The sequence below is a fragment of the Gordonia sp. DT219 genome, from assembly GCF_049847065.1.
Classification (GTDB): Bacteria; Actinomycetota; Actinomycetes; order Mycobacteriales; family Mycobacteriaceae; genus Gordonia.
Window position 1 is genome coordinate 11,204 of sequence record NZ_JBNCNR010000011.1, and the last position, 24,852, is coordinate 36,055.

General features: G+C 67.0%; 21 protein-coding genes. 11 read left to right on the forward strand and 10 right to left on the reverse strand.

Annotated elements, in window-relative coordinates; genetic code table 11:
• Positions 1-75: 75 nt before the first annotated feature.
• The gene (locus ACPXB3_RS14080) at positions 76-2,670 is read right to left on the reverse strand and encodes a helix-turn-helix transcriptional regulator (protein ID WP_425727988.1); all 2,595 of its coding nucleotides are present in this window, start codon (positions 2,668-2,670) and stop codon (positions 76-78) included.
• Positions 2,671-3,268: 598 nt separating this feature from the next.
• Here ACPXB3_RS14080 and ACPXB3_RS14085 point away from each other — a divergent pair.
• The 3 genes from ACPXB3_RS14085 (at position 3,269) to ACPXB3_RS14095 (ending at position 6,112) form a co-directional block, all read left to right on the forward strand.
• Positions 3,269-4,957 carry an alpha/beta hydrolase gene (locus ACPXB3_RS14085; protein WP_425704930.1) on the forward strand — a complete coding sequence of 563 codons (1,689 nt, stop codon included), beginning with the start codon at positions 3,269-3,271 and terminating at the stop codon, positions 4,955-4,957.
• An 8-nt stretch (positions 4,958-4,965) separates the two neighbouring features.
• Positions 4,966-5,478, forward strand: coding sequence for a hypothetical protein (locus ACPXB3_RS14090; RefSeq protein ID WP_425704929.1), 513 nt, complete (start codon positions 4,966-4,968; stop codon positions 5,476-5,478).
• Positions 5,479-5,602: 124 nt separating this feature from the next.
• Positions 5,603-6,112, forward strand: coding sequence for a hypothetical protein (locus ACPXB3_RS14095; RefSeq protein WP_425704928.1), 510 nt, complete (start codon positions 5,603-5,605; stop codon positions 6,110-6,112).
• Between the two features lie 148 nt (positions 6,113-6,260).
• On the opposite strand, the gene madC is transcribed toward ACPXB3_RS14095, so the two are convergent.
• The 3 genes from madC to mdo form a co-directional block, all read right to left on the reverse strand.
• Positions 6,261-7,799, reverse strand: a complete 1,539-nt coding sequence (madC, locus tag ACPXB3_RS14100) for a MadC family VWA domain-containing protein (protein WP_425704927.1) — start codon at positions 7,797-7,799, stop codon at positions 6,261-6,263.
• A gap of 15 nt (positions 7,800-7,814) precedes the next feature.
• Positions 7,815-8,867: a MadB family AAA-type ATPase gene (locus ACPXB3_RS14105; protein WP_425704926.1), complete on the reverse strand. Its 1,053-nt coding sequence runs from the start codon at positions 8,865-8,867 to the stop codon at positions 7,815-7,817.
• Positions 8,868-9,036: 169 nt separating this feature from the next.
• Positions 9,037-10,308 carry an NDMA-dependent methanol dehydrogenase gene (gene mdo, locus ACPXB3_RS14110; protein ID WP_425704925.1) on the reverse strand — a complete coding sequence of 424 codons (1,272 nt, stop codon included), beginning with the start codon at positions 10,306-10,308 and terminating at the stop codon, positions 9,037-9,039.
• A 305-nt stretch (positions 10,309-10,613) separates the two neighbouring features.
• Here mdo and ACPXB3_RS14115 point away from each other — a divergent pair, with 305 nt between their 5' ends.
• The gene (locus ACPXB3_RS14115; RefSeq protein WP_425727990.1) at positions 10,614-11,567 is read left to right on the forward strand and encodes an L-lactate dehydrogenase; all 954 of its coding nucleotides are present in this window, start codon (positions 10,614-10,616) and stop codon (positions 11,565-11,567) included.
• Between the two features lie 13 nt (positions 11,568-11,580).
• Here the strand turns inward: ACPXB3_RS14115 and ACPXB3_RS14120 are convergent, their stop codons facing one another.
• The 4 genes from ACPXB3_RS14120 to ACPXB3_RS14135 form a co-directional block, all read right to left on the reverse strand.
• On the reverse strand, positions 11,581-12,003 hold the full coding sequence (locus ACPXB3_RS14120; protein WP_425704923.1) for a hypothetical protein: 423 nt from the start codon (positions 12,001-12,003) through the stop codon (positions 11,581-11,583).
• 114 nt (positions 12,004-12,117) lie between these two features.
• Complete coding sequence (locus ACPXB3_RS14125; protein WP_425704922.1) at positions 12,118-13,683, reverse strand: amino acid permease; 1,566 nt, start codon at positions 13,681-13,683, stop codon at positions 12,118-12,120.
• Between the two features lie 100 nt (positions 13,684-13,783).
• Positions 13,784-14,137, reverse strand: coding sequence for a winged helix-turn-helix domain-containing protein (locus ACPXB3_RS14130; protein ID WP_425727992.1), 354 nt, complete (start codon positions 14,135-14,137; stop codon positions 13,784-13,786).
• Positions 14,134-14,598: a hypothetical protein gene (locus ACPXB3_RS14135; protein ID WP_425704920.1), complete on the reverse strand. Its 465-nt coding sequence runs from the start codon at positions 14,596-14,598 to the stop codon at positions 14,134-14,136. Before ACPXB3_RS14135 ends, ACPXB3_RS14130 begins: the two co-directional genes overlap by 4 nt.
• Positions 14,599-14,793: 195 nt before the next feature.
• Here ACPXB3_RS14135 and ACPXB3_RS14140 point away from each other — a divergent pair, with 195 nt between their 5' ends.
• On the forward strand, positions 14,794-15,654 hold the full coding sequence (locus ACPXB3_RS14140; RefSeq protein ID WP_425704919.1) for a DUF2786 domain-containing protein: 861 nt from the start codon (positions 14,794-14,796) through the stop codon (positions 15,652-15,654).
• A gap of 53 nt (positions 15,655-15,707) precedes the next feature.
• Here the strand turns inward: ACPXB3_RS14140 and ACPXB3_RS14145 are convergent, their stop codons facing one another.
• Positions 15,708-16,661 (reverse strand): hypothetical protein, encoded by a 954-nt coding sequence (locus ACPXB3_RS14145; RefSeq protein WP_425704918.1) that lies wholly within the window; start codon positions 16,659-16,661, stop codon positions 15,708-15,710.
• 128 nt (positions 16,662-16,789) lie between these two features.
• Between ACPXB3_RS14145 and ACPXB3_RS14150 the strand changes: the two genes are divergently transcribed.
• Entirely contained in the window at positions 16,790-17,281 is a 492-nt protein-coding gene (locus ACPXB3_RS14150; protein WP_425727994.1) for a TIGR04338 family metallohydrolase, read from the forward strand.
• Here ACPXB3_RS14150 and ACPXB3_RS14155 read toward each other — a convergent pair.
• Complete coding sequence (locus tag ACPXB3_RS14155) at positions 17,245-19,350, reverse strand: CocE/NonD family hydrolase (RefSeq protein ID WP_425727996.1); 2,106 nt, start codon at positions 19,348-19,350, stop codon at positions 17,245-17,247. The two genes, ACPXB3_RS14150 and ACPXB3_RS14155, sit on opposite strands and share 37 nt — an antisense overlap.
• 606 nt (positions 19,351-19,956) lie before the next feature.
• Here ACPXB3_RS14155 and rplJ point away from each other — a divergent pair.
• The 5 genes from rplJ (at position 19,957) to ACPXB3_RS14180 (ending at position 24,851) form a co-directional block, all read left to right on the forward strand.
• Complete coding sequence (gene rplJ, locus ACPXB3_RS14160) at positions 19,957-20,484, forward strand: 50S ribosomal protein L10 (protein WP_425704915.1); 528 nt, start codon at positions 19,957-19,959, stop codon at positions 20,482-20,484.
• A 102-nt stretch (positions 20,485-20,586) separates the two neighbouring features.
• Positions 20,587-20,973 carry a 50S ribosomal protein L7/L12 gene (rplL, locus tag ACPXB3_RS14165; protein ID WP_425727998.1) on the forward strand — a complete coding sequence of 129 codons (387 nt, stop codon included), beginning with the start codon at positions 20,587-20,589 and terminating at the stop codon, positions 20,971-20,973.
• A gap of 162 nt (positions 20,974-21,135) precedes the next feature.
• The gene (locus ACPXB3_RS14170) at positions 21,136-22,524 is read left to right on the forward strand and encodes a glycosyltransferase 87 family protein (protein ID WP_425704913.1); all 1,389 of its coding nucleotides are present in this window, start codon (positions 21,136-21,138) and stop codon (positions 22,522-22,524) included.
• A gap of 284 nt (positions 22,525-22,808) precedes the next feature.
• Positions 22,809-24,038, forward strand: coding sequence for an ABC transporter ATP-binding protein (locus ACPXB3_RS14175; RefSeq protein WP_425704912.1), 1,230 nt, complete (start codon positions 22,809-22,811; stop codon positions 24,036-24,038).
• A 6-nt stretch (positions 24,039-24,044) separates the two neighbouring features.
• A complete protein-coding gene (locus ACPXB3_RS14180) occupies positions 24,045-24,851 on the forward strand; it encodes an MlaE family ABC transporter permease (protein WP_425704911.1) in 807 nt (268 codons plus the stop codon).
• The last annotated feature ends 1 nt before the right edge of the window (position 24,852 follow it).

Below are 24,852 nucleotides of genomic sequence, written 5' to 3' on the forward strand. Positions count from 1 at the left end.
ACATACCGAATCCCCGATCACCTCGACGTGGTCGGGGATTCGGCGTATCGGCGGCCGTCCCCAGAACGTGCACTGCTAGTGATGCCCGGGGCGGACCGGGCTGCCGAGGACCAGGCCCGCTCGGTAGAGATGACCTTCGACGGTCCGGGTGGACAGTGAAAGTTGTTGGGCGATCTCCTGATTGGACAGTCCGCGGCGTGCGAGGGTGACGATCTCCCGCTGTCGTGGGGAGAACGGCACGGTGTCGAGGGCTGCTGCGGTCGCCGGGGTGTGAAGCCCGCAGGCGTCGGCTCGGGCCGTCATCTGCTCGACGGCCGAGAGTCGCTTGCCGGTGTGGCCGGAGTTGCGGAACACGATCGCGGCGTGGGCGAGCGCGTCGACCGCGTGATCGGCCATCCCCAGACCGAGGTACTCGCGCGCCACGGCGTGCAGCAGCTCACCGTCGTGGGTGGCCAGGGCTCGGACGTGCGTGGCGGCGCTGCGTGCGCGAGGTACCTCGGTGAGCAGTTCGGACAGTTCGCCCAGCCGGTCGAGTCCCGTGGTGTCGCCCCAGCGGACGGCGGTGTGCAGGGCCAGTAATTCGTTGACCCGCCGGCCCCGCTCGCGCGCGCACTCGGCGGCACGGTGCGCCGCGTCGATGGCGGTGGACAGCGATCCGCCGATCGCCGAAGACCAGGCGTGCAGCAACGAGATCCGGGTGCGGGCATAGCCGAGCGCCCCGGTCGGCGGGTTCGGCAGGTCGGCGAGCAGGGTGGTGAGGGTTTCGGCGTCGCCGGCCAGTGCGGCTGCCTGGGCGCGTTCGACCTCGAATGGCCGGCGCATGAACTGGGCCGCCTGCGCCGACCGCATCTCGTCGAGGGTGGCATCGAGGGTGGCGGCCGCGTCCGCGGCGTCGCCGTGGGCCACCGCCGCCAGACCCCGGACTCCCCAGGCCCAGAACACCGCGATGCCACCGACGTCCTCGGTCACCGTCATCAACTCGGCGGTCAGTCCGTCGATGGTGTCGAGATCGCCGCACAGTGCACAGAAGAATGCGTGCATGTAGCTCAGCTCGGCACGGTGATACGCGGCGGCGGGGAAGGTGTCGGCGATCTGGTAGCCGGACTTCGCCACCTCGTTCATGTCGGTCACCCGGCCGGTGTCGGCGAGTGCGGCGATGGCGCCCCAGATGCCGAAGATCGTGGGCAAGGGTTTCGACGGGTCCGCCGGTTCGCGGTGGTCGGCGAGTGCCAGCGCCTCTGCGGGATACCCGGCGGTGGCCGCGATGAGACCGCTCCACAGTTGCCGGACCGGCAGACTCACGCCGGACGCGTCGATCACCTCACGGGCCCCGTCCGCGTCGTCCAGACACCAGAACTGGGTGGCCGCCCGGATGAAGCCGATGGTGTCGCGGACGTCCTGGTCGATCTCGTGGTCGACGTCGGCGAGGGTGGTCGACAACAACGTTTCTGCCTCGGTGCCCAGGCCGGACAGCGAGAGGGTATACGCGTGCAGGATGAGTGCGGGCAGGCCGCAGGAGCCCTCGACGGCGGCCGCACTGAGATCCCGTGCGAGTGGGAGGTGGAGCAGATGAAGTGCTGCCTCGGCGCCGTCGAGGAGGAGTGGGGCGCGCTGCGGGAGGGATCGGGTGGCGTCGAGTGCGAGCAGCCCACGTTGCACCCGTGACTGCGCGTCGACGGCGGGATCGGCTGCGAGGCGCTGAATGAGGTTGGTGCGCAACCGGTTCAGCCGAACTCGGCTGACCGTGGCCATCCGCGCCTCCCCATACAGCGGGTGGGTGAGAGTCACGTGCGCGGTGTCGACGGCCCCGCGACCGTAGGCGTCGATGGACTCGATGGCGATGAAGCCGGCGGTCTCGGCGGCCTCCACGTCGGTCGGTGCGCACAGGTCCGACAGCACGCCGAGTTCGAGGGGTTCGGCGAGCGCCACCAGATTCACCACGTCGGCGACCCCGTCACCGACGGCGCGCAGCCGGGCGTCGAGTACCCCGGCCAGGGTGCCGGGCAGTTCGGGCGGGCCGTCGGCGGTCCACCGACCCTCGCGGAGCACCATGCGGCCGGTGTCGAGATTCGTATCGCACACGGTGACGAGGAAGAACGGGTTGCCCCGGGTCATCGTCCACAGCTGCTGCGCCAACGGGACCGCGATGGGCGCTCCGAGCCGCCAGCGCATGAGGGCGGATACGTCCGCGCGGCCCAGCGGGGCCAGCTCGAGGTCGACGATCGTGCCGTCGCGCAGCAGATCGGCGGTTCGCGTGGACGCCGCCGCGTCGCCGCGGGTGGTGATCAGCAGGCCGACCGCGGGGATCGCGAGCAGGCGGTGCACCACGAACAGTGACTGTTCGTCGAGGTGGTCGACGTCGTCGACGACGACTACCTGCGCCGGTGCGGCCGACAGGGTGCCGAGGAGCGCGGTGATCCGGCGGAGCGGATCGACGATGGCGTCGTCGATCCATGGCGCGAACGCGCCGAGCGGGATCTGTTGGGTCGACCCCGTTCCGCCCACCCAGAAGACGGGAACGTTCAGGCCGGAGACGGCTTCCCGGGCAAGTCGTGTCTTGCCGACGCCGCCGGCGCCGCTGACCATGACCGCGCCCGGCGGGTCTCGGGTGAGTTCTCGCCGAATACGCCGAAGTTCTGGACCGCGCCCCGTCCATGGCCATTCGCGCATATGTGCAGAATAAGTGCGCGATGGCTGCCTCACCGGCACTTCGCGCGACCGGTGGTGCCGCATTTCATCCTCGTCGCTCTCCGCGCCGGGTGAGGGGCGAAGAGTCTTCTGGGGTGCTCTGGCCGACGACGTGAGATGGGACGCTAGGTTGGTGGAAAGTACAAAACAGACAAAATGCAAAAGGAGCCGGGTTGACATCTCCAACGACTGGAACGACAACCGCCCCGAGTCCAGGGATGTCCCAGAGTGGGGCGGCCACCACAATGCCAAGGTCGGCGGAACCGGCACCCACTCAGGTCCCGCCGGGGCAGCCGCAGCGGTTTGCCATTCAACCCGAGACGGTCATTGCGATGGCGAGTACGTGGAAGGGCCAGGGTGCCATCGTGTCGGGGCTCTCTTTCAGCGCGTTTACCGATACGGCAGGAGAAAGTAGTCGAAGCTTCGCCGCGGTTCGGTCCGCGGGCAGTCCCGCAAAGCGGGCCACCGATTCGGTCGGGGCGCGATTGGAAGCATTCGCCACACAATTGCGGGTATTCACAACGAGGGTGGTCGACGCTGATGGAGCGGCGGCATCCGGATTCGATCGGTTGCCCTCCCGGTGACGCGCACGTCCATCAGCCAACTGCGTACCTGGGATACAGCCTCACTCGGCGCGGCCGGATCGACGGCTGCAAGTAATGCCGCCACATTGGACGGTGCGATCGACGCGTCGATTCGTTCGTTCCACAGCTCGACGACCTGGCACGGTAAGACCCATGATGCAGCGGAATCCAAGCTCAATGCGGAACGTGACCACGCCTTCGAGGTACGCAACGTCTTGAACCAGATCGCCGACGAAGCAGGCGATGCGGCGACCGACCTGGGTTTCGCCAAGGACTACGTACTGCGGGAGGTCGACTCCGCGATCGCTGAGGGTTTCGATGTGTCGGAGACGGGGCTGGTGACACATCCGGATCCCAGCAAGGAAGAGCAAGCACGTACGTTCGAGGCGAAAATCATTCGTGGTTTGGATACGGTCGGCGACCTGGATGACACGTACGGTACGCGGTTGGAGGGGCTCGCCTCGGATTTGATCTCGATGATCAACGGCCAGCCCGACATCGACATCCGCGGTGTCGGCCTGATCGACCCCGATGTGCTGGTGAACAGACTGGCGAGCATGACGCCAGACCAACGCGCAGAGTTGCTCGCCGGTTTGACGCCGGAACAGTTACGTCGGCTCGCCCAGGCCGACCCACAGGCCATCGGCAATATGGACGGTGTTCCGCTTGCGGTGCGGATAGACGCGAACGAGGTCAACATTCGCAACGCGTTGATCGACGAACGTCAGACTCACCCGCCTGACGAGAACCGGATCAAACAGCTCGTCTCGATGCTCGAGCAGTTCGACGACCCCTTCGCGAATTCTGCCGACGGCAACGGCGCCGACGACAGTGCGGTCGAGCGAACCTTCTTGGCGTTCGAGAACACCACGAACGGAAACATGATCGAACTGGTCGGAGCGATCACTCCGACGACTCGGAACGTAGCGGTGTACGTCCCGGGGACCGGAACCAACCTCAACGGCAGCCAGAGCAACCATGACTCGGCGTGGAACCTTGCACACGCGACGGGCGGCCCGGTCATCCTCTACATGAATGGCGAGCTGCCCCAGAACATGTTCTCGATGTCGGACGATTCGGCAGTCGACACCACGTACGCGAACAATATGGCACCGAAGCTCGTGGCTTTTGGTCATGAGCTCGATCGCACGCTCGCTGATGTGGCCCCTGATGCGGCGACCACATATATCGGTCACTCCTACGGCGGCTCCGTGGTCGGGACTGCGGAACAGCTTGGGCTCAATGCCGACCGGGTGATCTATGCGTCGTCGGCCGGTACCGGTGTGCTCGACGGCCCGTGGCAGAATCCGAATCCGCATGTCGAGCGGTATTCGCTGACAGCGCCGGGTGACCCTATCCACTACGCGCAGAGTCAGGGATCGATACAGCACGGCGGTGATCCGGATACCGCTCCCGGCGTGACCCGGCTCGACACCGGGTATTACGGGATCTGGAACGAGGAACACCCGGACGAGTTGGTGCAGGGCCCAGATGGCCATGGCGACTATTGGAACGATCCATCATCGGATGCGTTCCAGAACATGGTCAAGGTCATCACCGGCAAGGATCCCGTCCCATACCTGTGGCGTGGACCAGACTCGGAACTCAGTAGCCCTCGATCCCCGAGCGGGTTGGAGAGCATCCCGGGGTCACGACCGAATGCAATCGAACAACGAGGATGGTGAACGGGCACTTGATTCTTCGCCTGGCAGCGGCTATCGCGGCGGTGCTCGGGCTTGCCGGCTGCGGCCTGACCGAGGATCAGGACGACGTTCCCGCCGTGTCGATGTCGCGTGCGGAGGTCGTCGCGATTCTCAATGCCAACATGCGGGCGCTGGATCCCGAGTGGCGCGACTCCGACCCCGCCAAGTTGTCACCTGGGCGGCTTGCCCGCCATGGGTGCTGGACCAACCCGAACACGATGATGCCGGACGGCCCGCCGTGGAGCTACCGGATCGGCCCCCTGACGTACGGAGGCTCGCCGGAAAAGATCACCCGCATCCTGCGAGGAGTCGACACCTTGGGGCAGCGAGGCTTCAGTCCTATAGATCCTATAGGGATGCCGTCGCGCGGTCGGGGTGACCGTTACGTGCGCGACGCGCGGAAATTCACTGTGGGAGTCTCCTTCGAGGGCAGCGACCGGGTCTCAGTGTCGGCGTCCTCGCCATGTGTCCGGCATCCCAATCCCGCAGACGACGAGCGGTGAGCTGCCTTCGCGCGGCTCGAACTTGCTCGCGCGGGCCGTCGACAGCCCGCGCGAACCAGCTCGGACCGCGCGAACGGGGAAAATGGGATAGGACTGGGGAACACGTGGATGGTGAACGGCCACAATGAATCTTCGCCTGGCAGCGGCCGCCGCGATGATCCTCGGGCTTGCCGGCTGCGGCCTGACCGAGGACCAGGACGACGTTCCCGCCGTGTCGATGTCGCGTGCGGAGGTCGTCGCGATTCTCAATGCCAACATGCGGGCGCTGGATCCCGAGTGGCGCGACTTAGACCCCGCCGAGTTGTCAGCTGGGCGGCTCACCCGGTCTGGATGCTGGACCAACCCGAACACGATGATGCCGGACGGCCCGCCGTGGAGCTACCAAATCGAAACCGGGAAGTACGGAGGCTCGGAAAAGATCACGCGCATCCTGCAAGGAGTGGACGCCCTGGGGCAGCGAGGCTTCAGCCCGATAGATCCGATAGCGATGCCGTCGCGCGGTTGGCGTGACCGTCACGTGCGCGACGCGCGGAGATTCACTGTCGACGTCTCCTTCGAGGGCAGCGACCGGGTGTCGGTGTCGGCGTCCTCACCATGTGTCCGGCACCCCGATCCCGCAGACGACGAGCGGTGAGCTGCCTTCGCGCGGCTCGAATTTGCTCGCGCGGGCCGTCGACAGCCCGCGCGAACCAGCTCGGACCGCGCGAGCAAGTTCGGACCGCGCGAACGAAAACAGTCGTGCTGTTGCGAGCTGAGTGTGCGCGGCAGGATCGTCGCCCTTCTCAGCGCAGCGCCGCGGCGAGCTCGTCGACACGGTCGACGAGCTCGGCGCCGTCTCGGGCACAGACGACGGCGTCGCAATACTCGCGGTAGGCACCCAGAGAGCAGCCGGACTGGTTCCAGTACCGGCGCGGTTCAGGGGTCACCCAGGCGACCCGGTGCACTCGCCGCGCCAACTCGGCGAACAAGTCGACTCGCGGATCGAAGCCGTTGCTGCGGGCGTCGCCGGCCACGATCACCGTGGTGCGCGGACCGAGGAGGCCGCCGAAAGTGCCGAGAAGGCCGGTGAGCATGGCGCCGTAGTCGCTGGTCGCGGCCAGATCGAGGCCGTCGGCGCCCAATACCGCGGCCAGCGCCGAGTCCCCGTCGTCGTGTCTGAGCGATTCGGTCACGTGGACCGGCGTGTCGACGAAGGCGAGGACCTCGCATCGATCTCCATGCCGGTGCAGGGTCTGGGCGAGGCGGAGCAGGAAGCCGGCGACCGGTCGCACCGACAGCGAGACGTCGACGAGAAGCACCGGACGGACCGGCCCAGGACGAGTGGAGCGCCGCCAGAGTTGTAGCGGCACACCGTCTGTGGCCACCGCCGAGCGCATGGTGCGGCGCATGTCCAGTCCGCCGTGGTCGGTGCGGGCCACGATGCGCTGTGGCGCCCCGCGCATCCGCTGGACCAGCCGATGGCAGGCGCGGTCGATGTCGGCCTGATCGAGGGTGGGCGAACGGTCGACCGCCCCTGCGGGTTCGGTGATGTCGTCGGCCTCGGCAAGACGCCGAGCCAGCGCATCCACGAAAGCCTCGAGGGCCCTTTCCCATTCGGCGCGCTGCCGGTCGTCGATCCACTCGGTGCCGTCGGCGCCGTAGGCCCGCCGGGCATCATGGGCGTCGAGTGCGGCGAGGACGGCGGCTGCACCGTCGACGCCCAGTGGGTTTCCGCGCACCCGTGCCGCAGGCCCGGTCAGCTCCCCGATGCTCGCCGAATCGGCCTCGTCCACGTCGATCGTGTAGGTGATCCCGCCGGCCGCCGAGTCGGAATCCTGGTCGACCGCAAGTGATTCGGTGCCCGCGGAGACCGTGAAGTCGTTCTCCTCGCGGTGCGCGCTCTCGGCGTGGCGGGCGCGGGCGTCCGGGTCGTCGGCCAGCAGGTCGCCGATGTCGTCTGTGTGCTCGTCGGCACCGATCCGCCGGGACGCACCGTCGAATTCCTCGTCCCATGTGATGTCGTCGGGGAGATCTGCCGCGGCACCGCGCGGGCGCGGGCCCGGCCCATCACCCACGACGAGTCCGCCGAAGAAGGTGTCGTAGGCGCGGTCGAATCCCGTTGTCTCGTGGACGTATTTGACGCTGACCGCGCGCAGTGCGGCCCGCAGGCCGGGCGCGTGGCCGCCGAGGAGGTCGAGCACGCGTCGGATCTCGATCACCTCGGCCGGCGAGACGCCGACCCCGAATCGGCGCAGCACCCGACCGAACAGGACCGCGAGCCGGTCGAGGGTCATCTCGCGTGCGGCGGTCGGGTCCGGAGAATGCGGGTGCCGGGTTGCCATCGTCGTCGACCGTGCTCAGCGCCGTAGGGAACTGCGTGCGCGGCCCGCGCCGAACGCGGTGGCGGTCACCGAACCGGCGGGACCGGAACCGTCGGTTCCGACGACGGCGGACACACCGGCGCTCGCGTGCGGGGCCTCGATCTCGCGGCGGGCGATGTCGAGGTCACTGCCGAATTTCACGAGCAGCGACAACAGTGCCCGGTGGGTGGCTTCGCGATGCTCGCCGCCCGTGTCGCCGAGGAAGGCCGCGGCCCGCGCGGCATCGATGACCTCGGCGATCGAGGGACTCTTGCGGAGCGGTAGTTCGCGTAACCGGCGGGCGAGGTCGACGACCTCCGCGACGACGGAATCCTCGACGTCGGGCGCACGCACCCCGACGATGCGGCATTCCCGGCCGGCATCGGGATAGTCGGCCTGGAAGTGCAGGCAGCGGCGTTTGAGTGCGGGGGACAGCTCGCGGGTGTCGTTGGAGGTCAGGATGACCCAGGGGGCCGACCGCGCCGTGAAGGTGCCGAGTTCGGGGACGGTCACCTGTCGTTCCGCGAGGACTTCGAGCATGACGGCTTCCATCGCCTCGTCGGTGCGGTCGACCTCGTCGACGAGCAACACCGCCGGGGTGCTCGAGCGGATTGCGGCGAGCAGTGGCCGGGCGATCAGGAACTCCTCGGTGTAGACCCCGATCTCGGCACGTGCGAGCGCCGCCGAGGCCGCCGGAAGACTCGGCTCGGATGCGAGTTCGGCTCCGATACGGTCGCGCAGCATCTGCACGTGCAGCAATTGGCGGGCATAGTCCCACTCGTAGAGTGCCCGTGCCTCGTCGAGACCCTCATAGCATTGCAATCGGATCAGCTCCCGGCCGGACGCAGCAGCAAGGGCCTTGGCGAGTTCGGTCTTGCCGACCCCTGCCGGGCCCTCGAGGAGCAGCGGACGATCGAGGAGGGTCGCGAGGTGGACGACCACCGCGAGGTCGGGGTCGGCGATGTAACCCTGCTCGTCGAGGCCGGCGACGAGGTCGTCGACGGTCGCGAAGGTGTGCGGTTCGGTCGGCGGGACCGCGGGTTCGGGCATGGTTCCCCTTTGTGTATCGGGCATCGTTGTGGTTGGTGTACAACACTTTTGCCGAGGACAGGAGGTGGATCGGTCCGGGTCGAAGGGTCAGTTCAGGTTGCTTCGCCCGGGCCGACCCACCGTGCGGGAGTTGCTCAGGCTCCCGGTTCTCTGGGCGGCGGCCCTCGGGTCAGTACGTGCCGGTCATCGCATGCGAGACCATCGGGATGAGCGACTCGACGGTGCATTCGCGCGGGTTGCCCGGCGTGCACCAGTCGTCCATCATGTGTTCGGAGATGGCACGGATCTGCTTGTCGGAGGTGTCCATGGTCTCGCCGCGACCTTCGTACTTGCCGGTGTTCATCCGGTTCTTCTCGTAACTGCCCACGCTCAATTGGCCGAAATTATCCGGGATTCCAAGGTCTTTCGACAGCCGGATGGCCTCCTCGACGGCGGCGTCGGCGGCCTGCACGGTGGTCATGCCGCTGGTGTCGATACCCAGGAGGGCGGCGATGTCGGCGTATCGCTCATAGCGGCTGGGCAGGTTGTACTCCCAGACGCGGGGCAGGGCAATGGCGTTGTTGAGGCCATGGTGGCTGTCGTAGAAGGCGCTCACCGCATGCGAGAGCGAGTGGATCAGTCCGAGACCGCCGGAGTTGAACGCCTGAGCCGCAATGTATTGCGCGTGCATCATGCCGGTCCTCGCGGCGAGATTGCGGGGCTCGTACACGGCCGTGCGCAGGTGGTCCCGGATGAGTTCGACGGCGTACTTGGCGTTTCCGAGCGATGGGGCGAAATCCAGCCGCGATACGTAGGGCTCGCTGGCGTGGGCGAGAACGTCGAATCCGCAGAAGGCGGTGAAGTGTTCAGGGCAGCTGTAGTAGAGAAGCGGATCGTCCATTGCGAGATCGACCAGGCAGGTGTCGTCGAAGGCCACCCACTTGTGGGGCTTGTTCATGTCGGAGGTATCGGTGATGACGTAGGCCCACGACGTCTCCGATCCGGTGCCCGCCGTCGTCGAGACCGCGATGTGCTTGGGATTCTCTTTGTTGGTGGCCTTGGAGAAGCCCTCGAACTCGTTGATGTTGCGGCCGTCGTGGGCGATCACCATCCGGGCGCCCTTGGCGGCGTCGTGGCTCGAGCCGCCGCCGACGGAGATGATGCCGTCACACTTCTCGGACTGATAGAGCGCTGCGGCGTCCATGCAGTTGTAGTCCTTCGGGTTGGACTCGACCTTGTCGTAGAGCACGACGTCGACACCCTGATATTCGATCTTGCCCTTCAATTCCTCGATGATCCCGGAGCCGCGCAGTCCGGTCGTCATCAACAGGACCCGGGTCATGCCGAGGTCCTTGGCCTCGACGCCGAGCATGTCGTGGGCGCCGACTCCGAGTTTTGCGTTGGGGAAGGGGTGAAAGTCCTTGATCGGGAAGTCCCAGATCTGATTCAGCTCGATGGCCATGAACGTCGATCTCCTTGTGTCGCGGTGGATGACATGTCCGAGCATGTCGGCGGTCTCCCGGCCAACACAAGAACACATGAACAAATGATCGATCAGATGTTCAACCAAGCAGATGGGGTGGACGCTGTCCGACCGGACAGGGCGACGATGTCGGGCGACGGGCGTGCCGGTCGCAACGTCGCGCGGGTCGAACTTGCTCGCGCGGGCCGTCGACGGACCGCGTGAACCAGCTCGGACCGCGCGAACGGAGAAAATGGGATAGGACTGAGAGCAATCGGCACCCGAGGACTCGCGGAGGTAGTGGGATGGACGCACGAGGGACCAAGCTGGCCGTCATCGGTGCCGGGGCGGTGGGGACGGCGGTGGCCTATGCCTCCCTGATCCGCGGGGTGGCGCGCACGATCGCGCTGATGGACATCAACGCCGCCAAGGTCACCGCCGAGGTGCTCGACATGTCGCACGGGCTGGAGTTCGTCCCGCGCACCGACATCGTCGGCGGTGACACGATGGACGTCGTCGCCGATTCCGACGTCGTCGTCTTCACCGCCGGCGCCAAGCAGAAACCCGGACAGTCGCGTCTGGAGTTGGCGGAGGCGACGATCGGGCTGACGCAGGCGATCCTGCCGCAGGCCGTCGAGGCGGCACCGAATGCGGTGTTCATCATGGTCACCAACCCGGTCGACATCGTCACCAGCGCCGCGCTGAAGATCAGTGGGCTGCCGGCCAATCGACTGTTCGGGTCGGGGACCGTGCTCGATTCGTCGCGCCTACGGTTCCTCATCGCGCAGCACGCGGGCGTGGCGGTGCAGAACGTGCACGCCTACATCGTCGGCGAGCACGGCGATTCGGAGATCCCGCTGTGGAGTTCGGCCGCCATCGGCGGTGTGCCACTGCGGGATTGGAAGGCACTGCCCGGCTATGAGCCGATCGACGAGGACGTGCGTCGGCGCATCCACCACGAGGTGGTGCATGCCGCGTACAAGATCATCGATGGCAAGGGTGCGACCAATTATGCGATCGGCCTGGCGGCCACCCGGATCGTGGAGGCGGTGCTCAACAACGAGCACCGGGTGTTGCCGGTGTCGACGCTGGCCACCGGATTCGAGGGACTCGACGACGTCTGTCTCTCGTTGCCGTCGCTGGTGGATCGGAGTGGGTGCGCGCGCCGGCTCGAGGTGGCGATGTCCGACGACGAGCGCGCGGGGCTGCTGGCGTCGGCGGACACGCTACGAAACATGCAGCAGCAGTTCGGGTTGTGACGGCGCCCGGGATTCAGGACAGCGCCGTCTGGATGGCGTTCTGGTAGCGGGTCCGCTGGTCGGCGGGCGTGCCCGCGGGGAAGTCGACGACCACGTTGAGAACCTGGAACGCCTGAAGGTGTTCACCGAGGTAGATCTCCGCGCGCCCGGTGGTGGTGAACTGCATGAGGGTGAACTGGTCGGTGGCCAGCGCTGTTGCGCACCCGGCCTTCGGGCACACCTGTGAGGTCACGTCATGCTGATCGGTGACGGGTAGCCCCGATCGGCTGACCTCGTCGGCGGTCCGGCTGAGGGTGTGCGGGTTCAGGTTGTTGGCGGTCGCCGACGTCGATCCGGTGTCGGCCGGGTCGGCGGAGTTCACGCACGCCGCCGGCAGCAGGGCCACCCCACAGATCGCCAATGCGGTGATCCCGCGCCGTATCGTCGTCGATCCCATGTCGCGCTCCCGTCATCGCCCCGTCGTGCCCGTCCGGGCTCGACGTTACTGCGGTGCGCCGGGCGCCCGATCGGCGCCCGGCGCACCGGGGATGATGAGCGTCTGCGACTGGCGTCAGGTCTCCTGCAGGACGGGTGCGGGTGCGGTCTGCGTGATCGGACCGGTGAACCACTTCTTCACCGACAGGTGCCAGTACGCGTAGAGCAGGATGAGGGCACCGCCGACGAGCAGGGGTGTGTAATTGACGTACTTCCAGGCGAAACTCTGATCCCAGGGCATGCCGCCCAGCGAGGTCGGGAACATGGCGATGACCGAGGTCACGACGATCTCCGCGAGCGCCAACGGGGCGATCCACTTGTACTTGGAGCCCAGTGTCCAGGAGCCGGATTCGAAGGAATCGCCGGCCCGCCAGCGGTAGTAGATCGGGACGGCGAAGCACAGGTACAAACCGACGACGCCGATCGAGACGACTGCGAAGAACGCGACCGGCACCGGTGCGCCGTTGATGTCGACGGCGACGAGGGCGGGCAGGGTGATGATCGCGGCGACCGCGGCCGTGGCGATCACCGCGTAGGCCGGTACGCCCCGCGCGTTCACCTGCTTCCACAGGTGGTGGCCGGGAACGGCCCCGTCGCGGCTGAACGCGAACATCATCCGGGAGGCGCTGGTCTGACAGGCGGCAGCGCAGAACAGCTGCCCCGCAGTGGAAATGAGCAAGACGACCCCGGCCCACCGTGAGGAGAGGGCCTGGGTGAAGATGGTGGCCACCGCACCGCCGCCCTTGGTCACGCCGTCGGCGTCCTGCACGGCGAACAGGAAGCTGAGCAGCAGTACCCAGCCGCCGATCGCGGAGTAGGCGATCGAACGCCAGATGCCCTTGGCCGCAGCGCCGGCGGCGCCCTTGGTCTCCTCGGAGATGTGTGCGGATGCGTCGTAGCCGGTGATCGTGTACTGGGTCAGGATCGCCGAGATGGGCAGGATGTAGAGGATGAACCCGGCGTGCGATGTGGAGCCACTGAAGATCCCGGAGTTGTTGACGGTGCGGGCGAACACGTCGGAGACCGACGCGTGCTGGTCGGGTACGAGGAAGAGGATGAGAATGACTGCGGCGGCACCGAATACGTGCCACCAGACCGAGATGTTGTTCAGCATCGACAACAGGTGCCCGGAGAAGATGTTGATCAGGACGGCGATCGCCAGGATGATCAGGAAGATGATGAACACCCGGGTCAGGCTGTAACCGGCCAACCACGACTCGCTGAACGTGCCGATGGTCAGGTCGAGGAACGTGGCCGCGCCGTAGGCGACCGATGCGAGGATCGCGACGAGCCCGATCAGGTTGAGCCACCCGGTGTAGAAGCCGGCCTTGGCGCCGCCGAGTTTGGCTGCCCACCAATAGATTCCGCCGGAAGTCGGATAGGCGGAGACGAGTTCGGCCAGGCAGAAACCGATCAGCAGGATGAAGATCGACACGATCGGCCAGCCCCAGGCGATCGCCGCCGGGCCGCCGTTGTTCCAGCCGAGTCCGAAGGAGGTGAAGCATCCCGAGAGGATCGAGATGATCGAGAAGGAGATCGCGAAGTTGGAGAATCCCGACCACGAGCGGTGCAGCTCCTGGGTGTAGCCCAGACGCGCCAGGTGCGCCTCGTCGTCGGTCAGGTTTTCGTGCCCTTCGGGCATGTGCGCCTCCATCATTTCGATCGAATGGTGAAGCGCCATTGCTGCACTGGTGATGCAGACGATAAGCCCGTCGAGGCGCAGGCGCGCGACGGTGCCCGATTTATCCGGTTTCTCCTCCGGTCGTGATCGGTCCGGCCGGGGTGGTCTCGTCGGGCAGGTCGACGATCTGCCGGTTGACGATCTGCCGCAGTGCGGCGACGTGCCCGTCGAAGGCGTCGCGGCCGGTCGGGGTCAGGCGGGCGCGCACCGTGCGCCGACGGCCGGTGACCGGGCGTTCGGTGCTGACGTACCCGGCCGCTTCGAGGGTGGCGAGTTGTTTGGACAACGCCGAATCTGACAAGGCCAGACGGTCTTTGAGGTAGGCGAACTCGGCCCAGTCGCTGGCGGCGAGGGTGGCGACCAACGAGAGCCGCGTGCTGGGGTGGATGAGTTCGTCGAAGCGAGGAGTCCTCACCGCTGCACCCGCCGGAGAATGGCGGCAAAGATGGTGTTGCCGCCGAATCCGATGGCGGCGGCCACGATGACCGCGGCCCAGGTGGCCGAGTGCTCGACGCCGTCGGCGTCGAGGGCGAAACCGAATCCGATGGTCACCGCGACGGCGACGAGCAGGATGCCGATCACGATCAGCGGCACCCGGCGACCGGCGACGGCGCGGCTGACCTGAACGCCCCGGTGGGCGTGGCGTCCGTCGAGCAGGCGGCCGGCGACGGCGGCATGCCCGGCGCCGAAGGCGGCGGTTGCCACGGTGGCCACCCACGCCGGGGTGAAGTCGGTGAGGATGCCGAGGACGATCCAGCCGATGGCCATGACGGTCCAGTAGAGCTGCGGCAATCCGACCGCATCGGCGACGCGACGACGGGCGCCTGCGACCTCGTCGAGAGCCGCGCGGGCCTGGTGGGGGGTGATGTCGGCCATGCGGATCGGCCTCCTCGTCATTGGTTTCCTCGTTCAAGGGTTTCCTCGTTCAAGGGTTTCCTACTTGGAAAGTAGTCTCTACTTTCCGGATGGGAAAGTCAAGGGCTCGGCCGCGGTGTGAAAGAGATTGGGCGCGGTGTGAAAGAAATCGGGCGCAGAGTGGAACCGATCGGTGGCCGAAATAGTCTGATCTGTATGCGCGATGACAAGCTGCTCACCCGAATCGCCGGACTGTTGCGTCAGGCGGAGAACACCGACAATCCGCACGAGGCGGAGACATTCATGGCCGCGGCGCAGCGCCTGGCCACCAAATCGGCGATCGACCTGGCGCTGGCCCGCGCCCACGACCCGGCCGCGCGGACCACGACCACCCCGATCTCGCGGCAGATCGCCATCGGCGAGGCGGGCAAGCGTGGGCTGAAGACGTATGTGCAGTTGTTCGTGGCGATCGCCCGCGCCAACGACGTCACCGTCGACGTCGCCGGGAACTCGACGTTCGTGCTGGCGTACGGCTTCGAATCCGACATCGACACCTGTGAGGCGCTCTACACGTCGCTGGTGGTGCAGATGGTGGCCGCGAGCGACGCGTATCTGCGGTCGGGGGAGTACAAGAACGAGATGTCGGCGCGCGTGGTGCGCCGCGACGAGGGCTGGCGGTCGCGAAAGGTCGTGGAGCGAAAACCGTTGGCGCCCATCACCGCCCGTCTCAACTTTCAGTCCGCCTTCGCCGAGCGGATCGGTGCCCGGCTGACGCAGGCACGTGACGAGCAACGGCGCGAGGCGATCGCGGCCGACGGTGAGTCGAGCCCCGATGGAGCCGGTCTCGAGGGGTCACGCGGTTCCGGGTCGTCGACCGCGCTCGCGTTGCGCAACAAGGAGATCGAGGTCGTCGACTTCTATCGCACCGAGTCGCGGGCGCGGGGTACGTGGCGGCCGACGAGCGCGTCGGCGGGCTACTCGGAGGGCGCGCGGCGGGCCGGTGACCGCGCCGGGCGGCGCGCGAAGATCGGCGCGGACCCGCAATTCGGGGCCCCGCGGGGCGCTCTCGAGGCCTGAGGCTCCCGCGCCGGCGCGCTCACCGATGCGCTGCGCTCACCGATCCGCGGCGGTCACGGATGCCGGTCGTCGGCCTCGATGCGTGCGTCGGCGAGTGCCAGCGAACTGCGCGCGATGGGGGCGGGTGCCGGAATCCCGGTGAACCCGCCGACGAGGTGCCCGAGCGGGCCGTCGTCGGTGGCGATCGCATGGGTGACCGTGGCGCACACGACCAGAACCATGGCGTAGAAGTACAGCCAGCTGATCGCGAGGAACACCATGCCGAGGGTGCCGAAGTGGTTGATGGTCCCCGACACCGTCTTCGGCAGGATTATGCGACTGCCCACCAGATACACCGTGACGAGTGCGCCGGTGAGTGCGCCGTTGACCGCCAGCAACCGCATCGGCACCTGCTTGGAGACCATCAGCCGGGGCACGACCGTCCACAGCGCCCACCAGATCAGGAAGGTCACCACGATGACGACCGTCAGGCCGAGGGCACCCGTTCCGTTGAACCGCACCCCGAAAACGCTGGCGCTGTGCACCGGCGTGATCAGGCCTTGCGCCACCACCGCAACCGGGAAGAGGAAGATCACCGGCACCCATCGCCACCAACTGCGCCACGACAGCTTGTTCACCCGGAACGTCTGCATGTACATGCGGCCCAGTGCACGGGCGAGTGAGGTGGCGCCGGCGATCGTCATGAGCGCACCGATCACACCGAACGCCGTGGTCGTCGATGTGGACAGCGACGCGTCGATGCGTTCGGGGTGTACGCCCAGATTCGACAACGCCTCATCGAGGTACGTGCGGCCGACGGGAAGTGTGGTGAGCAGGATGACGATGGGCAACACCGAGGTGAAGGCCTGTGCCGACAGCGTCATCGACCGGTCGGAGAGACTCGCGGTGGCCAACTCGCGCGCGATGCGCACCACCAGCGGGGCGCCCGGCAACGAGAACGCCCGGTCGGCGATGCCTGCGCCGCGGGCGCGCCATCGCTGGATCCGGTCGGACGCCAGTGCCTTCATCGACCCTCCCTCATCGAGTGGCTCCCTCATTCGCGGCTGTGGGAGATGGTAGCGGGGCATCTGCCGGCGGCCGGGCACAAGGCGCCGCCGACACGGTTGACGGGCATGCGCCGGTTAGCATCGGGGCGATGACTGCGCGCGATTCGGCACGATCCCGGCTCTATGAGGCCGAGCGGCTGCTACTGCGGATGTTCGAGCGGCCCGGGTCGGCGCGCACGGTGCAGATCGCCGGTACCGAGCTGACCCTGCCCGTCGAGGCGTTGTTCTCGTCGGTGGATTCGGTGCGCGACTACGTCGAGCGGGTGCTCGCGATGCCCGCGGTGCGGCAACGCTTCGTCCGCGCCGAGGTGCCGGTGTCGGTGCGTGCCCGGCGCGGCTTCCGGGCTGCCGAATATCGGCGGGAGACGGGCGAGATCGCCATCCCGCAATCGCGGGACGGGCGTTGGGCCCTACGGGAATTGGTGATCCTGCACGAGTTGGCCCACCACCTCGACGATGTCGCGGGCCCAGCGCACGGACGCGGATTCGTGCTCACCCTCACCGAACTCGTCGGCACGGTCCTCGGGCCCGAGGCGGGGTTCGTCTACCGCGTCGTGCTCTCGGATTCGGGCTTGCGGTGATCGGCGCGGGCGAGTCCGTCGTCGGCCAGGAAGGTCAGGTAGCTCGGGTGCGCGGGATCGAGGACGAGACGCTGGCGCCGGCCACGGGCCTTGAGCAGGTCGGGCACGACCGTCAGGTACCGCGGGAAGCTGGCGGCGTAGACATCGACGCGCAATCGGTGCCCGGGTTCGAGGACCGCGTCGGTGGGGACGAGGCCGATGTCGATGCGCACCGGCTCGTCGGCGGGCACCGGCAGCTTACGTTTGCGGGACAGATGGTGATAGGCGCCCACGAGGGTTCCGTCGTCGGTGAAGCTCGACCGTGACCGGTCGAGTGCGCGATTGGTGGCCGACAATGCCCCGTTGGTGAGGACGGCCGAAGAGCCATCGGGCGCAACATCATTGACGGTCACCGCCCAGATGGCCTCGTGGGCGGTGGTGGCGACGTTGAGGCGCAGGTTGAGTGCCCCGCTGAGGTGGGTGGCCGCAGTGACCGGGGCGCTGGTGAACGAGAGGGCCCCGCGTTCCTGGAATCGGGCATCGGTGGTGAACGAGTTGCCGAACACCATCGACGCCCCGGCCGTCACCTGGGTCATGTCGCGCGAGGCCAGGCCGCGCAGGTCGGGCCGGACGTGTAGCGATGACAGCCCTTGCCCGGGAACAGGACTCAACGATCCATCGTGGACGGAGTGTTCGGCGGTGTCCGACGCGTCGTCGGTGAGGTAGAGCCGTTGCGGCCGGACGCCGGGGCGGGGAAAGGACGGCCCGGAGGTCCATGAGCCACCCTGCTGCATCATCGTGACCGGTCCATAGAAGTCGATCCCGTTGCGCTGACCCTTGAGCCAGCGGTCGAACCAGGCGCGCTCGAGGACGTCGAGACGTGGTGGGGCCGAGCTGGAGCCGTGACCGGTGCCGACGTCGAAGTGGTAGCCGTCGCCGATGAGCATCTGCTTGCGGCCCGGTTCGAGCTCGAGGCGCTCATAGATGCCGGTCGCGCTGCCGCCGAACAGATCGTGCCAGCCGCCGACGGTGAAGGTGGGGACCTCGATCCGGCCGACCTGCGGATCTCGTTCGTCGAAGTAGGGGTCGTCGAAGATGCGGTCGTCGCGCGCGGTGAGGAAACCCCAGAGCAGCGACGGGATCTCGGTCGCCGGCGACGCCACACGGTCGCGCAGCCAAGCCAGGGTGTCGCCGCGCAGCGCGTCGCGGATCCAGGTCGACGGATTGGGCACCCATTTGAGGACGTTGACCACCGAGAGCCACATCGGGATGAACGCCGAGGGCATGCCGCCGGTGATGTAGATGTCGCGGACGATGTCGTCGCAGCCCTCGACGGCGAAGACCGCACCGAGCTCGGGTGGCCGCTTGTCGGCGGCCTGCAGGGAGTTGATCGCCGAATAGGACCAGCCGGCCAGTCCCACCCGGCCGTCGCACCAATCCTGTTCGGCGGCCCAGGAGATGACCTCCACCGAGTCCTGTTGTTCGCGGGCGCCGAGGATCTGCCATTTGCCGCCGCTGGCGCCGGTGCCGCGGACGTCGACGATCACCTGCACGTATCCGCTGCGGACGAGGGTGCGGTTGATCCCGAAGACGTCGAGGATGCCGCCCGCGAGGGTGCCCGTCAGTCGCGTCAGTCCGCCGAGCGCGGTATCGGTGGCGTCGAGCGACGTCGACGCGACGCGCAGCGCGCGTCCCAGGACGGGGGCGTGGGTGAGGTTGTCGACGAGGTCGACCGTCGCCCGGTTGTACGGGTTGATGTTCACGATGGCCGGATAGGGCGTAAGGACGGTCTGACCGAAGCGGTTGGCGGGTCGGATCACGGTTGCCCGCAAGGTGGCGCCGTCACTCATGGTGAGTTTGACGTCGCGGTCGATGACCACACGCGGGTAGATCTGAGCGCCGTCGACGGACTCACGCCAGCGGATACCGTCGGCGCCGCCGGTCGGATCGCCGAGCGGCAGGGTGCCGAAGCGCGGGGCCGAGCGCGGCGTGGCACGCCCGCGGTCTGGTTGCGCGGCAGCGGACCGGCCTGATGTGGCCGGGCCGGTGCGTGGCACCACCGGGGACTTCGGGTCCAACTGATAGGTCATGGCGCTTCACCCTGCCTGGGGCGTGACCCTGGCGCCGGACCCACCGGCGCCGCTCACACCCCGTCGTGTGCTCGGCAGCAGAAGTGGAACCGGACTTACAGTCTGTGGCCCACGTCACTACCGACCGCCGACTGTAGTCCATGGCGGATATAGGAACCGCATCGAGGTGGGCGCCAATTGGGTCACGACAGCGAAATGCGCAGGCCGGCAAGGGTGCCGACTCATTCGTTCGATGGTCGCGGCCGGCCCGGGCAAGCGATTTGGCCGCCGGGCGTCGTGTCCGGTAATCTCGAACCTCGGTGTGACGTGCATTGCCACGTCGTATCGGTTCAACCAGAGACCGTTGGTCATCGGGAGCGATCCCGATCGAAGGACGACATCCGTGTCGGCGACCCACGCAGGGAGAACGTGGAACAACGAGTGGGCGACCGGATTCCGGTGTGCTCACATGTGACGCCCCGTGCCTTCTGCGTGCCGGGGCGTTTTGTCGTTCCGGGAGCTTTCGTTCATCGAGCGGATGTGCTCGCCGGGGGTGCTGTCCGCCTCCTGCGGTCACCGGTTGAATCTGACCAAACTCAACTCGAGTGATGAGGAAGGAGGCGAAGTATGGCCAAGTCCGAAAAGGTCGCCGCGGTTGCGGAGATCGCTGAGCAGTTCGAGGGCGCTACGGCAACGGTCGTCACGGAGTACCGTGGCCTGTCCGTCAGCCAGATCACCGATCTGCGTCGTTCCCTCGGCGAGGGTGCAACCTACTCCGTCGCCAAGAACACCCTGGTGAAGCGTGCCGCCGAGAAGGCGGGCGTGGAAGGGCTCGACGAGCTGTTCACCGGTCCGACCGCGATCGCCTTCATCGAAGGCGAGCCGGTGGTGGCCGCGAAGGCGATCAAGAATTTCGCCAAGGACAACAAGGCTCTGGTCATCAAGGGCGGGTACATGGACGGCCGGGCGCTGTCCATTGCCGAGATCGAACAGATCGCCGACCTTGAGACCCGTGAGGTCCTGTTGGCCAAGCTCGCCGGTGCCATGAAGGGCAATCTGGCAAAGGCTGCCGGCCTGTTCAATCAGCCGGCATCGCAGGTGGCGCGGCTCGCCGCGGCCCTGCAGGAGAAGCAGCAAGCAGCATCCGGCGAGTAAAGCCCGCCGGCACAACAGTTTTCCCGCGCCGCGGGAACCCGTACCCCATCCCGGACGGGATGAACCACCCCCGTACCGGGGACAGACAGGAAGGACGCCACCATGGCGAAACTCACCGCTGACGAGCTCATCGATCAGTTCAAGGAACTGACCCTGCTGGAGCTCAGCGATTTCGTGAAGAAGTTCGAAGAGGTCTTCGAGGTCACCGCGGCCGCTCCGGTCGCCGTCGCCGCTGCCGGTGCGCCGGCCGCTGCCGCCGAGGCCGCTGCCGAGCAGGACGAGTTCGACGTCATCCTCGAGGGTGCCGGCGACAAGAAGATCCAGGTCATCAAGGTCGTCCGCGAGGTCGTCTCGGGTCTGGGCCTCAAGGAGGCCAAGGACCTCGTCGAGGGCGCGCCGAAGGCGATCCTGGAGAAGGTCGACAAGGAAGCCGCCGAGGCTGCCAAGACCAAGCTCGAAGAGGCCGGCGCCAAGGTGTCGGTCAAGTAAGACGGTCGTCGCGATCTCCGCGTGACGCGGAATCTCCGGCACGAGAGGGCCGGTGTGGGTGAGAGCCCGCACCGGCCCTCTTTTGTGTCCGTCGGCGTGGCGCTGGGCGGCCGGAGACTGCGATGCCGGTCGGGGGCCGCGCACAGACTAGTATCAGCCCGCGTGACTGCTGCTGTGTCCCGTCGTGCGTTCACGACGATCAACGTCGTCGGGGCGGTAGCTCTCGTACTCGGGGTGTGCCGGGTGTTCGGGCAACCGTGGCTGGTGCATCTCGGGCCGACCAAATACTGGGGTCCGCCGGTGGATCTGCAGATCTACCGCTACGGCGGCCAGTTCCTGCTCCACGGGCAGCATCTCTACGACTCGATGATGCCGCAGGCCAACGACAGCATTCTGCCGTTCACCTACCCGCCGTTCGCCGCGGTGTCCTTCGTGCCGATGAGCTGGCTGCCCGTGCGGGTGCTGTCGGTGATCTTCCTGATCCTGGGGGTCGCGCTGACGTGGTGGCTCATCCGCATCCTGCTGCGCCGGGTCGGCTGCGGCGATCTGCCGATCGGCTGGTCGATGCTGTTGACCGGCGTGGCTTTCGAACTCGAACCGATCCGCGTCACCCTGGACCTGGGGCAGATCAACCTGATCCTGGCCGGGCTGGTCATCGCCGACACCCTCTGGGATCGCCGCCCGGCGTGGGCCGAACCGTACCGGGGCCTTTTGGTGGGGATAGCCGCGGCCATCAAGATGACACCGGCGGTGATCCTCATCTATTTCATCGTGCGCAGGCAGTGGCGGGCCGCGATCAACGTCGCCATCGGTTTCCTCGCAGTGACCGGCCTCGCGTGGGCGATCGCCCCGTCGGACTCGTGGAAGTACTGGACGGCGACGGTCTTCGATCCCGAGCGGATCGGGGGACTGGCCTACGTCTACAACCAGGGCATCGCCGGCGTCCTCGCGCGCATGGGGCTGAGTGACAGCGTCCGCTCGCACTGGTGGCTGGCGCTGTGTGCCGTCGCGGGCCTCTACTGTCTCGCATTGGCCTGGTTCCTCGCCCGGCGCGGCGAGTATGAGCTCTGCTTCCTGTCGGCGTGGGCGGTCGCGCTGCTGGCCACCCCGGCCGCCTGGATTCACCATTGGGTGCTGACGTCGGTGTTCATTCTCGTGTTCGTCACGATCGGGGTGCGTGCGCTACGGGCACGCCCCGGCGACCGGCGCGGCGCGGTGTTCTTGGGGCTGGGCGTGCTGGGCCTGCTGGCGCAGTTACCCGGACCGTCGATATTCCTGCCCAGCGCCAACCTGAACGAGCTGCGGTGGGGCTGGTGGGAGGTCATCTGGGGCAACTCCTCGCTGATCTGGCTCGTCCTCGTGTTGCTCATCTCGTGGTGGCTACCGCTGACGCGGGTACGGGAGGCGTGGGCCACTCGCGTGCCCGGTGCGCCTGCGGCCGTAGCCGAGCAGGGTGACGACCACGCGAGTGCGCCGAGCGCCACGAGCGGCATCGTGGTCGGCGACGAGTCCCCGGACGCGCCCGGCGATCGAGGATTCGCGCACTCCTGAGAGCGTGAGGCACGTCACGATCGGCCACCATCCGACGGGAAGACCACCCGTGGCGGCCAGTGAAACGGGGCCCACTTTCCTTCGGCCCCATTCATCGGCTAGTGTCATCGCCCGAAGGCAAGTTACCGGTTGGTAGGTTGCCTTCCACGTCCACGCTGTGTGTTCGGTGCGGTGGGGCAGGAACTGTGACGGTCGTCCGATACAGTGATCCCAGCCACAATGTCGCCGAAGGTGGGCTCCCACGTGCGGGAGTTCACCGGGGGCAGCGATCGTCTGGAGGAACTGTGGGTGTAGAGGTCAGCGTCGAGGGGCTCACCAAGTCGTTCGGTTCACAGAATATTTGGCGTGATGTGAGCCTCACGTTGCCGATGGGTGAGGTATCGGCGTTGCTGGGGCCCTCGGGTACCGGTAAATCGGTGTTCTTGAAGACCCTCATCGGGTTGCTGCATCCCGAGCAGGGGTCGGTGATCATCGACGGAACCGACATCACCCAGTGCTCGGCCAAAGAGCTCTACGAGATCCGCAAACTGTTCGGTGTCCTCTTCCAGGACGGCGCGCTCTTCGGTTCGATGAGCCTGTACGACAACATCGCGTTCCCGCTTCGTGAGCACACGAAGAAGAAGGAAGACGAAATCCGCCGGATCGTGATGGAGAAGATCGAGCTCGTCGGTCTGACCGGTGCCGAGGACAAGCTGCCGGGCGAGATCTCCGGCGGTATGCGCAAGCGCGCCGGACTGGCGCGGGCGCTCGTCCTCGATCCGCAGATCATCCTCTGCGACGAGCCGGACTCCGGACTCGACCCGGTGCGTACCGCCTACATCTCGCAGTTGCTGATCGACATCAACGCCCAGATCGACGCGACGATCCTGATCGTGACGCACAACATCAACATCGCCCGCACCATCCCCGACAACATCGGCATGCTCTTCCGCAAGGAGCTGGTGATGTTCGGACCGCGCGAGCAACTGCTGACCTCCGAACAGCCCGTCGTCAAACAGTTCCTCTCCGGCGATCGCTTCGGTCCGATCGGGATGTCCGAGGAGAAGGACGAGGCGGTCCAGAAGCAAGAAGAGGCGATGCAGGCCGCCGGTATCGGCGGTGGTGGTACCAGCGACGACTTCTCCGAGATGATCCCGCAGGTCCAGCCGAACCCGGGGATGCCCGAGCGCAAGGCCGTCGCCCGGCACCGCCGGCGGGTGCTCGAGTTGCTGCCGACGCTGCCGCCGAACGCTCAGCGCGCGATTCGCGAGTCGATGGAAAAGGAAGACGAGCTGCTCGCCACCACCCGGGCCCACGAACAGCACACCGAGGGCCATGCCGGGGCAGGCCAGGGCGAGTGGAGCACCGCGGCCGGTGGCGTCGCCACCGCCGAGGCCCCGACCGACGTCTACGAGTTCGGCGGCAACGACGCCCCCACCCAACAGTGGGAGGTGCCGCCGGTCGGACGGGCCGATCAGCCGACCGAGCAGATCGACACCACCAAGAAACCTCGACACGGCGACGGGCGGAGCTAGTTCAGCATGGTCAATGCCACCACCCGTGGCGCCGACAAGATCGCACAAGCCGGAACGAGTGCCCTCGCCCAGGCGGGGAATATCGTTCAGCTGTTCGTCGACGTTGCGCGCCAGACCTTCGTACGCCCCTTTCAGTGGCGTGAATTCGTCCAGCAGGCCTGGTTCATTGCCAGCGTCACGATCCTGCCGACGGCCCTCATCGCGATCCCGTTCGGCGCGATCGTCTCGCTGCAGACGGGCTCGCTGATCAAGCAACTCGGCGCGGAGTCCTATACCGGTGCCGCGAGTGTGCTCGTGGTGATCCAGCAGGGTTCACCACTGGTGACCTCGCTGCTGGTGGCCGGTGCGGCCGGATCGGCGGTGGCCGCCGACCTGGGGTCGCGCACCATCCGCGAAGAGATCGATGCGATGGAGGTACTCGGCATCAACCCGATCCAGCGCCTCGTCGTGCCACGCGTGCTGGCGATGATCCTGGTGGCCGTGCTGCTCAACGGCCTCGTCGCGGTCGTCGGCATCGGTGGTGGTTACTTCTTCAACGTCGTTGTCCAGGGCGGCACCCCGGGCGCATATCTCGCATCGTTCAGTGCGCTCGCACAGCTTCCGGATCTATGGGTCTCGATGGTCAAGGCGGCGATCTTCGGTGTGATCGCCGGTGTCATCGCCGCCTACAAGGGACTCAATCCGAAGGGCGGCCCCAAGGGGGTCGGTGATGCGGTCAACCAGAGCGTCGTCATCGCCTTCCTGCTGCTGTTCCTTGCCAACCTGATCATCACGGCGGTCTATTTGCAGATCGTCCCACCGAAGGGGAGTTAGC